This window comes from Nocardia coffeae (assembly GCF_019890715.1).
Classification (GTDB): domain Bacteria; phylum Actinomycetota; class Actinomycetes; order Mycobacteriales; family Mycobacteriaceae; genus Nocardia; species Nocardia jiangxiensis.
In genome coordinates, this window is record NZ_JAINZY010000022.1 from 1 (window position 1) to 14,618 (window position 14,618).

Below are 14,618 nucleotides of genomic sequence, written 5' to 3' on the forward strand. Positions count from 1 at the left end.
ATACGAGACAATCATGACCCCACCGGCCAGTCAGGCCGCGTGACCGAAACTGTCACCTCATCCTGCAGCAGTCCCTTACTCGATGGGGTGAGCTTCGTGTGTTGGGGGTGCGCCGCGACCCGCCCGATGTCGGGAAGATCGCGGCAGTACTGATCGGACTCGCCGAACAGCAGGCGGTCGATCACCCGGATGCGTGTGACGGTCCAGTGGCGGCCGGTGATCATGCCCCACAGCTGCCGCCACCCGCGCCCGTCGGCCGGGTCCCGCGGCGGCGGGCGCGTCGACTCGACCAGGATGAGGTTCAGACCCTGGTCCAGGGCTACCTATCGGGTGCGACGATGTCGGAGCTGGGCGGCAGGTTCGGTGTCGATCGCCGGACTGTGAGTGCGATCCTGCATCGGTGCGGTGTTCCGCTGCGGCGGCGTGGATTGTCTGTCGCACAGATTGGCGAAGCCGTCGCTCTGTACGGTATTGGCTGGTCTTTGTCCCGGGTCGCCGGGCATTTCGCTGTTGATCCGGTCACCGTGCTGAACCAGTTGCGTGAGCGCGGTGTCCGCACACGCGACTCTCACGGACGGTGCCGGTCTTGATGCTGTACAAGGTCACTCGCCGAGTCGGCTGAGTTCGTCTGTTCCGGACATGATCAACGCCAGGCCATGAGAAACCACCTTGCGAGGACTACTAGAACACGAAAATGGCTGTGACCAGTGAGAATAGTATTGCAAGCAAGTCCTGCCGCCTTGCTTGCTTTGCGGCATTTCCTCTGGTCAATACCGCTTTTTGAACCAAATGGTGGACCTTGGGGGAGCTTACTATAACCCGAAACCGCAGGTAGAAGTCCTGGAAGCGCTGCGTCGGAAGCTTCCCGACACCACAACACCCGGTCCACCGCCCGCCGATCGCCCCAAACCCGGGCGGGCCCGCCAACTCGGCACCGATCAGATCCAGGAACTCATCGCCGGATACAAGGTTGGAGAGACGGTGTATCAGTTGGGTGCCCGGTTCGGTATCGATCGGCGTACGGTCGGCGATATTCTGCGCCGTCACGACGTGCCGATGCGCCGCCGCGGGCTTTCCCCGGATCAGGTTGATCACGCAATCCATCTTTACAACCTTGGTTGGTCCCTGGCTCGGGTCGGCCGATATCTGGGTGTCGCTCACACCACTGTGCTTGCCAAATTCCGTGAACGCGGTGTCCGAACCAGAGATACCCATGGACGGTCTCGATGGTAGGTGGACAGCATCGCCCCTGGGCAGGCAACGGCTGATGCGGTTTGCTTGTTGGCAGGGGTACCGGCAACACCCCCGGGTGTCGAGCGAATTATCAAGCAGCGGAGAGTGTATCGCCTCGCGGTAGGAGCGGGGGAGAAGCTTTCGATCACGTGTTGCAAGAGCAGAGAGGTGCTACCTGGTGAGGTTCACCCAAACCGCGCGGGCCTTCGACCGGCTACGGTTGACGAGACGATGCGGGATCTGTGAGTCGTAGGCGATAGCGTCGCCTGGTTTGAGGGTGTACGCCTGGTCGTTCACTTCGATGACCAGCGTCCCCTGGATGAGGACACCGAACTCGCGTCCGCGGTGGTGTGTCGGGTTTTCGGCGCTGGCGGTTCCCGGCTCGTACTCGTTGACGGTGACCTCGAGTCCGTCTTTGGGCGAGTTGTGTGCCAGGCGCCAGATCACTCCCTCGGCAGATACGATCTCCGGTTGGTCCTGCTTGAGGGTCACCGGCGAGTCGTCTTCGCCGTCTTCTTCGAAGAGCTCCTGCATCGGGATCTTCAGCGCTGATGCCACCGCAATCAATGTGCCGACCGATGCGCTCGCCAGGCCGCGTTCCAGCATGCTCAGCATGGACACGCTCACGCCGGTCTGGCTGGCGAGATCGTTGAGCGTCAATCTGGCTTCTCGGCGACGGGTTCGGATACGAGACCCGATTCTGCTGATCGCTTCGCTGGCGTGCTGTTCGTCGGGCTGCTCGGCATCTTGGGTAGTTGGTGCCACCATTGATCCTCGGAACCTCTCACTGCTGCGTCGTCAGTCGACCCCTGTGCGCTCGCCACGCGTGTCAGCGTGAAAGCAATTTCAATCAGATGATAGTCCACAGGGGCGTTCCGCTCTGGGCGGCAGGCGTTGCGCCCCGGCTTGTCCAGGCATTCGAGCGTCGGGTTGCGACAACGGGTCGTAGCCGAATCCGCCAGCCGTCCGCTGCCGTTGCGGACGTTGGCGTCAAGGCGGGAAATATGCATATGACCTGGTCGAATGTGGTCGAATGTGGTCGAATTATGGTCTCTCGTCTCTGTGGGGTTGCGTCGCGGCCCCGCTCTGTGTCAGTCGGCGGCGACCCGTTCGCGGAACGTGGCAACGTGCCGCGGTGGCGTCGATGGGGACCCGGTTGCGAGGCGGTTTCCGGGGCGCCTGTTGACACCAACGCGGCCCTAAAGTTCAATGACATAGAAATTATTTTCAACGCCTGACGCTCGGTCGGTGGTTCTACCCGGCCGATCCTGCACAAAGTAGGGAGAAACGCGATGGCTGTCGCCAACCGCCGTCCTCTGACCACGGCCAATGATGGCTGCCAGGACCCGGTCATGTTGAACGAATGGCATGTCGTCGGGTTCATCACGGATTTCGTTCCAGGAGAGCTTAATTCGGCGCGGCTGCTCGAGCGCGACCTGGTGGTGTGGCGTGACGGCGGCGGCCGGGTGCATGTATGGGAGGACCTGTGCGTGCACCGCGGTGCGCGCCTATCGGCCGGCGAGATCAAGAACGACCACGTCATTTGCCCGTATCACGGATGGCGGTACAACAGCGACGCCGTGTGCACGAAGATCCCGGCGGCGCCGACGGAGAAGCCGATGAAGAAGGCCGTCGCGTTCCCGTGGCAGGTCGAGGAACGTTATGGGTTTGTGTGGGTGTGCCTGGGGCAGCCCCAGGCAGATATTCCGGTGTTCCCCGAGTGGTCCGACGACGGATACAAGAAGGTCCACGCAGGCCCATATGCTTTCGGGTCCAACGGCTTTCGCGCCATAGAAAACTTCCTCGACGTGACCCACTTTCCCTTTGTGCACGGCGGGATCAACGGTGTGGAGGACGACCCGGACAGCGTGACGGCGTACACGGTGGAGCGAGACGACCGCGGTCTGGTCACGTCGGAGATTCCGGTGTTCCAGCCCTACGGCGATGCGCGCGGGAACCCGATCCTCGCGAACTACACCTACCGCAGTATGCGGCCTCTAGTGGCGAGCTTGAGCAAGAGGATGCAGGACGTCGACGAGAACCGTCAGCCCATTTCGGACAAGGACGTGGACTTCAACATCTACTGCACCTCGCAACCCGTCGACGAGACGCACTGCATCATGCGCATCTGCGCCTCGGTGACGGTTGAGGGTGCGGCGAGCGCCGAGCAGATCGCCAGCAGGCTCGACACGGTCTTCACCCAGGACGAGCGGATCGTGGCTACCCAACGCCCCGAACGGATCCCGGCGGAGCTGCGGTACGAGCTGCACCACCGCACCGACCTCATGGGCCAGAAGTACCGAGGCTGGCTACGCGAGCTCGGCATCACCTACGGCGTGATCTGAAGGATCGACATGGCCAAGACACCTTTGCTGACAGCGCGTCTGAACCGGATCGAATACGGTGCACGCGAAATCAACCTGTATCACTTCGGATCTGCACACGGGGATGCCCTGCCCGGAGCCGAGCCCGGCGCGCACATCGACGTCATCATCAATGACACGTACACCCGCCAGTACTCGCTGATCAATTCCGGTGATGTCCTGGACGAGTACATCATCGGCGTGCGCTGCGATCTCAATGGCCGCGGCGGGTCTCGCGCTTTGCACGAGACCTCTGTGGTGGGGAACCTGTACACATTGTCGGAGCCGCGCAACAACTTTCCGCTCGTGGCCGATGACGGACCGGTGGCGCTGCTCGCCGGGGGGATCGGGATCACCCCTTTGATCAACATGTATCGGACCCTGAGCCGTCTGGGGCGGCCGGTGGATCTGTACTACTGGGCTCGTACGTCGGACGACTTCGTGTTCTTCACGGAGCTGGAATCGCAATCGAACGTTCGGCTGGTCGAAACCGGCGATACTCCCGGAGGGAGCCTGGGCATCGGGGAAGTCGTGGCGGCGACATCGCCGGATGCCCACCTGTACTGTTGCGGTCCGTCGCCGATGCTCGACGCGTTCACTGCGGCGAGCGCCGATCGAGCCCCCGAACGTGTTCACCTCGAAAGATTTTCCGCTGTCGTCTCTATCGGGCCGCGCCAGCCGAATGAGGGGTTCAAGGTGACGCTCGCGCGATCGGGGACCGTCCTGGACGTGCCCGTCGATCAGACGATTCTCGAGACGTGCCTGGCCGAAGGCATCGACGTCGATTACTCCTGCGAAGAAGGAACCTGCGGAGCGTGCGAGGTCAAGGTGCTCTCCGGCGCCGTAAGTCACTGCGACGCGGTGAAAACACCGGCCGAACACGATGCCGGCGCGACGATGGCGATTTGCTGTTCTCGCGCTCGGGACGGTGACCTCGTCCTCGACATCTGAAGCCCTCCTGTGCGGTACGCCCTGGGACACCAGCCACGGCAACTCCAACGCAGTCGTACCGCGAGACCCGAATTACCAAGGGAGAGAATGAAAATGACCTCGGACAAAGGAAAGCGCACTCCCGTCGGGATGCGCGTCGTATCCCGGCAGGACTGGGGCGAGGATTTGGGACTCGTTCAGGGCGGGGTCTGGCAGGAGATGGTCGGCCCGAGCCTCGGCGCGAAGTGCCGCAGCCTCTACAACCTCGAGTTCGGCCCGGACAGCACCACGAATGCTCTGGCCCACACGGGTGAGGCTGTCTACTACATGAACTCCGGGACCGTCACTGTCACCGAACACCTGGTGTACGACGACATCAGTCATGATCTCGGCGAAGGAGCCATGCTCCACGTCAAGCCTGGCACAAGCTACACGCTGTCGTCCACGACGGGCGCTCGCGTAGTCGGCGGGCCCAGCCCGGTGGACCCCAGCCTCGGTGTCCGCACACCCGATCGACACTCCACGCGGGGGATCACCCTGCGCCACCGCGATATTGCGGGCATGAAAGTACCGTTCATCTCCCGTGACGCGCGGCTGGTGGTGTGGTTGGGCGACGGCGCGATCACAGCCAACATGAACTACGTCGTCCTCGAACCCGGGGAACGTAACAGAGAGCACGTACATGCATACTCCGAGGACACGATCCACATCCTCGAAGGGCATGCGACAGCCGAGAATGTGACGACGGGCGAGAAGTTCCTGGTCGGCCCTGGCGACACTATCCACATCGAGATCGGCTTTTGGCATGCGGTAGCCGCGGACCAGGGCGAACGGGTCGTCAGCGTCGGTGGCCCGTGCCCCGCCGACTTGGACATGCTGCGTGCCGCCGGAGCCGATGTCGAAGCTCTCGCACCAGGTTTGACGCTCCCGTGACGGTCGTCAATGTTGCACTCGAACAACTCGACGTCGTTGCCGGACGATCCGAGCGGAATCGTGCAGTGGCCTGCGGACGAACGCAAGTGGCGTTCGAGGCGGGTGCGAATATCGTCGTCCTGCCGGAGCTGACGATCAGCGGATACGTCACCGATGCAGCCGACGCCAACGCTGTGGCGGAAGCTGTCGACGGCCCGAGTGCTAGTGCCCTCGGAGAGCTTGCCAGCCGTCATCACGGCCTGGTGGCCTACGGGTTCTGCGAGCGCGCGGCAGGCAAGCTGTTCAACTCGGTCGCCGTTGTCGGGCCCGAAGGTCTGCTGTTGCACTATCGCAAACTGCACCTCTTCGACAGGGAGAAGATCGCCTACACCCCAGGCGATCTCGGACTTCCGATAGTCGAGACCGAGTTCGGAACGATCGGCGTCTGCATCTGCTACGACCTGCGCTTCGTCGAAGTGATGCGTTCGTTGTCTCTGCGCGGTGCCGATATCGTTCTCGCACCCGCTGCCTGGGTAGGCGGCTTCGACAAATCGGTACCGGCGACCGGAGCGACGGGTCATGTCGATGCCATCCGCGCGCAGGCGAATCTGGATCAGGTCGCCGTGGTCGCTGTCTCCCAGGTAGCCGGGGCATCGCACGACGGGCCCGCCACCTTGGGCGGGTCGGCAGGCTTCGACGCATACGGAACGCTGCTCGCGGGGCCGCTGTCTCGCACATCTGCGGATTCCGCGTTGGCGCGGATCGACCTCGCAGAAGGTCGCGCCGCGCGCGTGCGGGGGGAACTGATCCGTCCTCGAGAAGATCGCCGTACCGACGTGTACGGCCTCTCCTACAACCATCAGCCGCAATGAGATCCGAATTTCGAAAGCGTTTGTGTCCCTACATCATCCGGATCGCCCGCACTTCTGAGAGAGGAAAGAAATAAATGAGAATCGTTGACCTGACCCATCCGTGGGGCCTCCACACACCCGGCTGGGTGGGGTATCCCGGCGGCAAGATGTACTACACGCAGAACCTGCAGACGAACCAGATCGTCTCCCAGCGGATCGAGACGTCTCTGCATTCGGGTACGCACCTGGACGGACCGATGCACGGCACCGACGGTGGGCTCGACATGGCATCGCTGCCCCTCGACAAACTCATCCACCCCGGCGCCATCGTCGACGTTTCCGACGAATGCAAGGATTGGGATTTCATCGAGCCCGAGCACATTACCTCGAAGGTCGAGGTGAAAAAGGGCGACATCCTGATCATCCACACCGGATTCATCGACTACTACCAGGGCATGCCCAAACAAGACCTGGTGCGATACTTCACCATGCATCCGGGCGGAAGTCCCCGGCTGGCCAGGTGGATGGCCGACATGGAGATCCGCTGGTGGGGCATCGATGCCGGTTCCGGTGATCACCCGATGAACACCACTATCCGCAATATGCGTCCGGACCTGCTCGAACAGTTCGAGAAGCACGTCGGAAAGTCATACAAGGAATTCCTCGGCGAGTACACATACACCCATCACAAGTCGGGTCGTGAGATCACCTCGGACATCTTCCCGATGCATCACCTCGCCTTCCAGGACGGGTGCATTCATGCCGAGAACATCGGTGGCGACCTGAAGACGGTCCTCAATCAGCGGGCGATCATTGGTGCCTTCCCTTGGAAAATCGAGGGCGGCGAAGCCTGCCCCTGCCGCATCATGGCCTTCTTCGACTGCGGCACCGACGAAGTCATCGAAGGACTCGCGAACTGACCCGGCTCCGGTCGTTCGCCGCACGGACTGTAGCGATGCACGACCGGACCTTCCCCGAACACCTATGCACGTCACGTGACGGCCCAGCAATCGGCCGTGCGCAGGGCTCCCGCTACGGCACCCGAGACGGCATTCCCCGCTGGAGAAGCAATCCGATGACTACCGAACGTCTCCGACGCCTGACACCCGAGGACCTCGACGACGCGCAACGCGCTGTGTACGACCTGATAGCCGGGGGTGATCGTGCAAAAGGTCCGCAGCATTTTCCCCTGCTCGCCGAAGACGGTTCGCTCAATGGCCCGTTCGGCGTCATGTTGCACGCCCCGGGGATCGGCGCGGTTCTTCAGGACCTCGGCGCGGCGATCAGATTCCGCACCGACCTGACCGCTCGAATCCGCGAAATCGCGATCCTGCAGGTCGCCCAGGCCATGGGTAGCGAGTTCGAATGGTGGGCGCACGAGCGGGTCGGCCGCGCTGTCGGCCTCACGGACGACGAGCTACTGAGCCTGGCGGTCGGTGGATTCCACAGCGATGACCCGACCGAGAATGCTTCCGCAGTGTTCTGTGCGAACCTGCTTTCGTCGAATGTGGTCACCGACAGCGAGTTCGCCTCGGCCGAAGAACATTTGAGCGCCGAGCAGATGATCAACCTCACGGTACTGGTCGGGTATTACCGCACGCTGGCCCAACTGATGCAGGTATTCGTCATCGGGGTCCCGGGGAGAAACCCGGCAGATCCCGCCGATCATCACCACGCCCACTGACCGTGGTCGCCCCTCGACCCCACTCGCGCTACAAGAACGGGAGCCATTATGCCGCACGTCGTTGAACTGACCGAGTTCCTCGAGCACGGACGCCGCACACGCATCGTCGAAACCCCTTCTGCTCCAATACAAGCCGATGAGGTTCGGGTACGGGTGCGGGCGGCCGGACTCAACTTCTGGCAAGTCATGCAACTGCGAGGCCAGGTGCACACAGAGCCTGGACAGGCCCTCGGAACCGAGGGCGCGGGAATCGTCGCCGAGGTCGGTGCGACAGTCACTTCTGTTGCTGTCGGAGACTCGGTCGCCTGGACGCGAGTACCCGGAAGTTTCGCCGACGAGGTCGTCGCTCCCGCGGAGGCCTTCTATCTGGTGCCGGACGGGGTCGACGACCGTACTGCAGCAGCGCTGCTCTTCCAGGGCATGACCGCGCACTACCTCGCCGTCGACGGTTGGCCCCTGCGTGAAGGATCGACGGCGGTCGTCACTTCTGCTGCGGGAGGAGTCGGGCTTCTGCTGATCCAGCTCCTCGTTGCACGCGGCGTGGAAGTCATCGGTGTTGTATCCAGTCCCGAAAAGAAAGACCTTGTACAGTCCGTCGGCGCGAGACATGTCCTGTTCTATTCCGATGACCTTGCCGAGCAAATTCGCCTGATCATCCCCGGCGGCGTGAGCGCCGTCTACGACGCAGTCGGCGGCGACGTTGCGCGAAAACTTGTGGAGTCCCTCGCTGTTCAAGGCGCACTTGTTCTCTACGGAGCAGCAAGCGGGGAGGAAGCCGACATCCCGTTGGATGCGTTGGGATCGGGCTCCCGTTATCTCACTCGTACGCAGGGACGGCACTTCACCGGGGACCCCGCCGTTGCCGCCCGACGCACGCAGGAGCTGTTTGCACTTGTCGCCGATGGCACGCTGCACGTCCACATAGGGCAGACACGGCCGCTCGAGGAGGCTGAGCGGGCATTGGAAATGCTCGCCGACCGTCGGTCCACAGGCAAGGTGCTGCTCATTCCCTAGTCGGTCGACCGGTGGCGCTGGACGCGAGATGAATATCTCCGCCCGTGTAGAGCCCCGCATGGGGGTTCTCTCATCCCGAGATATGAAAGCCACGTTACCGAGTAGTGAGAGCTTCTGACGGACACAGTTTTGGGGCGAGATTAGCTGAATCGTTCTCCATTTCCAGAAAGAGAGCGACGTGAGGCGCGGTAAAAGCACGCAAACCATTTCGTTCTCGAATATTTCCATCGGCGTGAAGCTTGTCAGGAGTGCTCACATGTACGACTACCCGGATCAACCCTTCGAAGAGGAACATGAGCAAGGCCCGGACATACCAGGGGCCCCACTGTTGTCACGACTGGGCCGCATTTGGCACGAGATCGTGCGGAGATACTATCCTCAGTGGTCAGATCTGTGGTGATCATCTGGGTGCCAGATTGCTGCCGTAAACCGTATTTTGGGTCGCCGTGATCTGTGCCGAGTCGTAGGCGCCGGGGCCTTTCGCGCCGTTGTCATCACCAGCCGAGACCACCTGGCCAAGCCCGCCGAGGCAGACCAGCGACAACAACATCGGCGCGGTCCGTGCCGATGATGACCAGGCGGTCGCAGCCGATAGTCAATACATACGTGGACTCCACGCGATACTGGCTCCCAGCGCAGTTTCGGGTTAGCACCTTAGAGGGCAGCTGAGAAGTCGAAGGCGGGAGATCCCATAAACCCATCGCGGTGAAGCGAGCCAGTGCTTTTATGAAAATTCGGAGGAGGTTGCATGGGAGAGTCGGAAGCGATCGCAGCCCTTGCCACGGCGGACCCGCGCTGGTTCGACGTCACACTGGCTGGCTCGGTGATCCAGGACGAACATCGATGGCTACTACATGCAGGGCCGCCATTCCGCCGGCCCGCCGCAATCCCTGCTCCGGTAGTGAACTCCTTGGTGTTCGCGTGTGTTTACGAGGGCTGGGCCGCTACGTTCGAGGAAGCTGCCGCCCTGGTCATGCGCGGTGGCGTATGCCTGTCGCCCGCACAAGACGTCGGAGTGGTAGTACCTCTCGCCGGAGTCGTGTCGCCGTCGATGTGTCTGGCGGCTGTATCGGCTGGCGCCGATGCCGATCCTCGGTATGTGCCGCTCCACGAAGGAGTCGCGCAGTCGGCGATGTTCGGCCGCCGGGATTCGACTCTCCTCGCCCACCGGCGATGGATCGATACTGAACTGGCAGGCTGGTTGAAAGGCGTTCTCCATGAGCCGCTTCCCCTTCTCGGCATACTCCGCGAATCACTCTCCGAAGGCGATGACGGCCACAGCCGAACGGTGGCAGGCTCGCGAGGCCTCGTCGAAGCCCTAGTCGGTCGGGCGGGCAGCACGCTGTCGGATCGAGTACTGAGCTTTCTCGACAGTGCACCCGCTTTCGCACTGAACATCTGGATGGCCGCGGCCTCCTCGATACTGTCGCTCGTCGACGGGATCCCGGGCTCGGCGATGGTTACCCGGGCGGGTAGCAACGGAGTCGACTTCGGCATCCAACTGTCCGGTACCCCCGGCGTCTGGACAACAGTCGAGGCCCCAGACATCGTCGGATTCCGAGACCCTCGATATCGCGACGCGCCGCAGCTGCCTGCCATCGGCGACAGTGCAGTGATCGACTTCCTGGGTTTGGGTGGGCAGGCGCTGTCGACGGCACCGGATGTGCGATCTGTGCTCGCCGGATCACTGCCACCGGATGCCCTTGCGCGGCCGATGGAAATCCTGCGCACCCCTCCTATCGATCGGCTGGGATCGCGCGCCGCTGTCACCGACGTCCGCAAGGTCCTCACGGCAGGACGAGGCCCCCTGGTGCTGCTAGGGATTCTCGATGCGAGTGGCGAGCATGGGCGTGTAGGTGCTGGCGTCGTCGACGTTTCCGTTCAGGTTTTCGAATCGGCTCTTGCTCGGTTGACGGGCGAGTTTCGGGAGGTTTCGGCGTGATGAGGACAACAGCACTCGGCGGACTGCGTGTACCCGCGATGGGCCTGGGATGTATGGACACGTCGGGGATGTACGGAGCGGTCGATCAACAGGAAGCGGTCACCACCGTCCATCGCGCCCTGGACCTGGGCGCGAGTCTGCTGGACACCGCGGAAATGTACGGCCCCTACGTCAACGAGGAGTTCGTGGGACGCGTCATTGCGGGTCGTCGGGACGAGGTCATTCTGGCTTCCCTAGGACTCGTCAGCCATCGCCGTCGAGAATACGATCGTTAGCGCAGATCACAATGTGTCTGTATTCCAGCCATGTCCTCCGCGTCGCTGCTCGGGAGGATACGCTGGGCTTGGCGAATGCTATGCGGTGTCTTGGCACCCACAGGATGTACCCGCGACTGATGACCGACGACGAATCCCTGCGGACGCGCCGTGATGTAGTGACTCCGCTCACGGCGGAGCTGGAAGCTGCTGGTTTCACGGATGCCGTAGAGATCGGTCGCGGTGGTTTCGGCGTGGTGTATCGGTCGCGGCAGGTAGCGCTGAATCGAATGGTCGCGGTGAAGGTGCTGACCACAGATCTGGACGCGGACAACAGGGCGCGTTTCATTCGCGAGCAGCGGGCTATGGGTCTGTTGACCGGGCATCCGAACATTGTGACCGTCCTGGAGGTCGGCGCCACTGCCAGCGGGCAGCCCTACCTGGTGATGCCATACCACAGGGCAGATCCATTAGATGCGTGGATCCGCAAGCATGGTCCGATTTCTCTGGGAAACGTTTTGTCGATCGGGGTGAAGATTGCTGGTGCACTCGAGAGCGCTCATCGCCTCGATATCGTGCACCGGGACGTGAAGCCGGGAAACATCCTGCTCACCGAATACGGCGAGCCGGTATTGACCGATTTCGGAATCGCACGCATCGCCGGCGAATTCCAGACAACGGCTGGCACCATGACTGGATCACCGGCGTTCATCGCGCCCGAGGTCCTCGAAGGTGACACACCCAGCCCTGCCTCCGACGTCTATGGGCTCGGTGCGACGCTGTTCAGCGCGCTCACCGGCCATGCGGCCTTCGAGCGGCGCAGCGGAGAGAACGTGGTGGCCCAGTTCCTGCGGATCACGACACAGCCGGTGCCGGACCTACGCGACGGCGGCCTGCCTGATGACGTTGCCGCGCTGGTGGCAACGGCCATGAACCGTCGCCCCGGCAACCGTCCTTCGGCCGCGGCGTTCGGCGAATCCATTCGCCGGGTCCAACAGCGGTACGGATTCCCAGTCGAGGAAATGGCGTTACGGGCCGATTCCAACGCGGAATTCGGTGACGGGAAGGCCTCGGTTCCTGTCGGCCATTTGCCCGCGTTGGACGCCGCCCCGGGCAACGGTAGAGGCCGTGGGAATCTTCCCTTGGAGTTGACCAGTTTCATCAATCGTCGGACCGAGTTGGCGCAGGTCAAGAAGCTTCTGGAGTCATCCAGGCTAGTGACGCTGACCGGGATCGGGGGCGTTGGAAAAACGCGGTTGGCGCTGCGTGCCGCGTCGAACGAACGACGCAAGTTCCGCGACGGGACATGGCTGGTCGAACTCTCCGACCTGTCTGACTCGTCGTTGCTGGTCGACCAGATAGCGGCCATCCTTGGCGTCCGGGATCAGCCGAACGCGTCTCTGCTCGAGGTTTTGATTCGGTTCCTGAGCTCGCGGAAATCGTTGCTGCTATTGGATAACTGCGAGCAACTGGTACAAGCCGTGGCGAATCTGACCGGCACCTTGCTGCGAAGCTGCCCCGATCTTCGGATCCTCGCCACGAGTCGCGAACCCTTGAATATCGTTGGCGAGTCGGTTGTGCGAGTGCCGCCGTTGACGATCCCCGATCAGGACCGGGAGCACACGTTGGAGGGGTTGCCGAGCTTCGACGCGGTGACGTTGTTCTCCGAGCGCGCAGCCACTGCCGTGCCAGGCTTCCAGCTCGACGAGAACAACAAATCCGCAGTAGCCCAGATCTGCGCCCGCCTCGACGGTCTACCTCTCGCACTAGAGTTGGCTGCCGCACGATTACGTTCAATGTCGCCCGACCAGATCTTGCAGCATCTCGATGACCGCTACGCATTGCTCACTCGTGGAAGTCGCGCCGCGCCGACGCGGCAACAGACACTGCGGTGGTGTGTCGACTGGAGCTACCAGCTGTGTACCTCGGCCGAGCAACGATTCTGGGCCCGACTCACGGTGTTTGCCGGCGCCTTCGAGCTTGATGCCGCCGAACAGGTGGCTGGTGCGGACCTGTCACCGCAGGACGCCCTCGACGTGCTGTCGTCCCTGGTGGACAAGTCGATACTGGTTCGCGAAGAGATCAACACGGTAGTGCGCTTTCGGATGCTGGAGACACTGCGAGAGTACGGCCGACACAAGCTGCAGGAGTCCGGCGAACACCAGGAACTGAGACGAAGATACTGCGACTGGTACCAACGATTGGCACTTGATGCTGAGACCGGATGGCTCAGCGATAGGCAGCCAGCCTGGATAGCCCGTCTCGACCGAGAACAACCCAACCTCCGCGAAGCACTCGATGCATTGCATTCCGACGACACCGCAGAAGGTGCCGAGGCAGCACTGCGCATCACTGCGGGATTGTACGAATACTGGTTTTATCGGGGGCTCTACGGCGAAGGTCGGTTCTTGCTCGAACGTGCCCTGGCCGATACCGACGTCCGATCGATACCCGCTCGCGTCAAGGCGCTGCGGGCCAACACCCAACTCGCTGCGGCACACGGCGACTTCCATGCTGCAGAGATTTCCTTGGAAGAGGCGCGCGCGCTCGGCGAACTGGACCCGCTGCCTATTAGCCAGGCGCAGATCGACCACGCCGACGGCACACTCGCCCTCCTTCGTGGCGACCTCACCCGCGCATGTTCATCACTCGAAAGCGCGGTGGAGAAGCTGCGTTCGCAGGAGGCGTCCGGGCAGTACGCCCACGCCTTGACCTACCTCGGTTGGGCCTACGAAGTGCGTGGTGACCTGCTGCGAGCGGACTCGTGCTGCCGAAAGCTGCTGACGATTACCGAACCATCCGGCGAGCTGATCTATCGCTGCGCTGCCTTCAGAGGAATGGGTGTGGCTGCCTGGCAACGTGGCGACCGAAATGTTGCACTGCGATTACTCGGGACGGCGCTGCGACTCAATCGCAGGTTGAACAGCCCGGTTTCGGCCTCATTCATGCTTCAATCACTCGCATGGATCGTAGCGGACGTCGATGCTGAGCGTACTGCAGTGCTGTTGGGGGCCGCCAATAACCTATGGCCAGCCGCGAGCAGCACCACGATGGTCCAAATGTCACCATTTAACAGGGAATGTGAGCATACAGCGCGTTGCAGTCTGGGTGCCCAGAAGTTCAACAAGGCATTCCAGCGTGGCTGCACAATGAGCGAGGATGCTGCTCTCGCTTTCGCGCTCGAAGAGGAGTATGCCGGTTCGACTTCGCGTTCCACCGGTAAATTGACCAATCGCGAGCTGCAGGTCGCCGACCTCATCGCTCAGGGACTAACCAACAAGCAGATCGCCACCAAACTTGTGATCTCTCAACGCACAGCCGGAGGTCACGTCGAGCACATCCTGACCAAACTCGGCTTCACTTCACGCGCACAGATCGCAGCCTGGGTGGTTGAGGAGGCACGCAGACAAACCTGACCACGAGGAAACTCGCCGG

At 62.3% G+C, this 14,618-nt stretch carries 13 protein-coding genes and 1 pseudogene; 10 read left to right on the forward strand and 4 right to left on the reverse strand.

The features are described from left to right. Positions 1-11: 11 nt before the first annotated feature. The 3 genes from K7711_RS43305 to K7711_RS43315 form a co-directional block, all read right to left on the reverse strand. On the reverse strand, positions 12-224 hold the full coding sequence (locus K7711_RS43305; RefSeq protein WP_222978294.1) for a hypothetical protein: 213 nt from the start codon (positions 222-224) through the stop codon (positions 12-14). 457 nt (positions 225-681) lie between these two features. Beyond that, positions 682-1,215: a hypothetical protein gene (locus K7711_RS43310; RefSeq protein WP_222978295.1), complete on the reverse strand. Its 534-nt coding sequence runs from the start codon at positions 1,213-1,215 to the stop codon at positions 682-684. Between the two features lie 189 nt (positions 1,216-1,404). After that, positions 1,405-1,998, reverse strand: coding sequence for a helix-turn-helix domain-containing protein (locus tag K7711_RS43315; protein WP_222978296.1), 594 nt, complete (start codon positions 1,996-1,998; stop codon positions 1,405-1,407). A 527-nt stretch (positions 1,999-2,525) separates the two neighbouring features. Between K7711_RS43315 and K7711_RS43320 the strand changes: the two genes are divergently transcribed. The 7 genes from K7711_RS43320 (at position 2,526) to K7711_RS43350 (ending at position 8,987) form a co-directional block, all read left to right on the forward strand. Next, positions 2,526-3,578 (forward strand): Rieske 2Fe-2S domain-containing protein, encoded by a 1,053-nt coding sequence (locus K7711_RS43320; protein ID WP_222978297.1) that lies wholly within the window; start codon positions 2,526-2,528, stop codon positions 3,576-3,578. Between the two features lie 9 nt (positions 3,579-3,587). After that, a complete protein-coding gene (locus K7711_RS43325; RefSeq protein WP_222978299.1) occupies positions 3,588-4,547 on the forward strand; it encodes a PDR/VanB family oxidoreductase in 960 nt (319 codons plus the stop codon). 93 nt (positions 4,548-4,640) lie between these two features. Then, positions 4,641-5,459 (forward strand): cupin domain-containing protein, encoded by an 819-nt coding sequence (locus K7711_RS43330; protein WP_222978300.1) that lies wholly within the window; start codon positions 4,641-4,643, stop codon positions 5,457-5,459. Continuing rightward, positions 5,456-6,310, forward strand: coding sequence for a nitrilase-related carbon-nitrogen hydrolase (locus K7711_RS43335; protein WP_222978303.1), 855 nt, complete (start codon positions 5,456-5,458; stop codon positions 6,308-6,310). Before K7711_RS43330 ends, K7711_RS43335 begins: the two co-directional genes overlap by 4 nt. Positions 6,311-6,384: 74 nt before the next feature. Further along, positions 6,385-7,209: a cyclase family protein gene (locus tag K7711_RS43340; RefSeq protein WP_222978304.1), complete on the forward strand. Its 825-nt coding sequence runs from the start codon at positions 6,385-6,387 to the stop codon at positions 7,207-7,209. Positions 7,210-7,364: 155 nt separating this feature from the next. Beyond that, positions 7,365-7,973, forward strand: a complete 609-nt coding sequence (locus K7711_RS43345; protein ID WP_222978306.1) for a carboxymuconolactone decarboxylase family protein — start codon at positions 7,365-7,367, stop codon at positions 7,971-7,973. A gap of 48 nt (positions 7,974-8,021) precedes the next feature. After that, entirely contained in the window at positions 8,022-8,987 is a 966-nt protein-coding gene (locus K7711_RS43350; protein ID WP_222978308.1) for a zinc-binding dehydrogenase, read from the forward strand. Positions 8,988-9,387: 400 nt separating this feature from the next. On the opposite strand, the gene K7711_RS43355 is transcribed toward K7711_RS43350, so the two are convergent. Further along, positions 9,388-9,537 carry a hypothetical protein gene (locus tag K7711_RS43355; protein WP_222978310.1) on the reverse strand — a complete coding sequence of 50 codons (150 nt, stop codon included), beginning with the start codon at positions 9,535-9,537 and terminating at the stop codon, positions 9,388-9,390. A gap of 198 nt (positions 9,538-9,735) precedes the next feature. On the opposite strand from K7711_RS43355, the gene K7711_RS43360 reads away from it, so the two are divergent. The 3 genes and pseudogenes from K7711_RS43360 to K7711_RS43370 all read left to right on the forward strand — a co-directional run bounded on the left by K7711_RS43360 (position 9,736) and on the right by K7711_RS43370 (position 14,599). Continuing rightward, positions 9,736-10,929, forward strand: a complete 1,194-nt coding sequence (locus tag K7711_RS43360) for an oxamate carbamoyltransferase subunit AllG family protein (protein ID WP_222978312.1) — start codon at positions 9,736-9,738, stop codon at positions 10,927-10,929. Continuing rightward, a pseudogene (locus tag K7711_RS43365) lies at positions 10,929-11,180 on the forward strand (aldo/keto reductase); the annotation flags it as partial. The gene K7711_RS43360 and the pseudogene K7711_RS43365, both read left to right, overlap by 1 nt. Before the next feature lie 143 nt (positions 11,181-11,323). After that, positions 11,324-14,599: a protein kinase domain-containing protein gene (locus K7711_RS43370; RefSeq protein ID WP_222978317.1), complete on the forward strand. Its 3,276-nt coding sequence runs from the start codon at positions 11,324-11,326 to the stop codon at positions 14,597-14,599. Positions 14,600-14,618 lie beyond the last annotated feature (19 nt).

Coding starts and splice junctions, on each gene's coding strand:
- K7711_RS43305 (WP_222978294.1), bottom strand. CDS start 224: ATGATCACCGGCCGCCACTGGACCGTCACACGCATCCGGGTGATCGAC.
- K7711_RS43310 (WP_222978295.1), bottom strand. CDS start 1,215: ATGGGTATCTCTGGTTCGGACACCGCGTTCACGGAATTTGGCAAGCAC.
- K7711_RS43320 (WP_222978297.1), top strand. CDS start 2,526: ATGGCTGTCGCCAACCGCCGTCCTCTGACCACGGCCAATGATGGCTGC.
- K7711_RS43325 (WP_222978299.1), top strand. CDS start 3,588: ATGGCCAAGACACCTTTGCTGACAGCGCGTCTGAACCGGATCGAATAC.
- K7711_RS43330 (WP_222978300.1), top strand. CDS start 4,641: ATGACCTCGGACAAAGGAAAGCGCACTCCCGTCGGGATGCGCGTCGTA.
- K7711_RS43340 (WP_222978304.1), top strand. CDS start 6,385: ATGAGAATCGTTGACCTGACCCATCCGTGGGGCCTCCACACACCCGGC.
- K7711_RS43345 (WP_222978306.1), top strand. CDS start 7,365: ATGACTACCGAACGTCTCCGACGCCTGACACCCGAGGACCTCGACGAC.
- K7711_RS43350 (WP_222978308.1), top strand. CDS start 8,022: ATGCCGCACGTCGTTGAACTGACCGAGTTCCTCGAGCACGGACGCCGC.
- K7711_RS43355 (WP_222978310.1), bottom strand. CDS start 9,537: ATGTTGTTGTCGCTGGTCTGCCTCGGCGGGCTTGGCCAGGTGGTCTCG.
- K7711_RS43360 (WP_222978312.1), top strand. CDS start 9,736: ATGGGAGAGTCGGAAGCGATCGCAGCCCTTGCCACGGCGGACCCGCGC.
- K7711_RS43370 (WP_222978317.1), top strand. CDS start 11,324: ATGACCGACGACGAATCCCTGCGGACGCGCCGTGATGTAGTGACTCCG.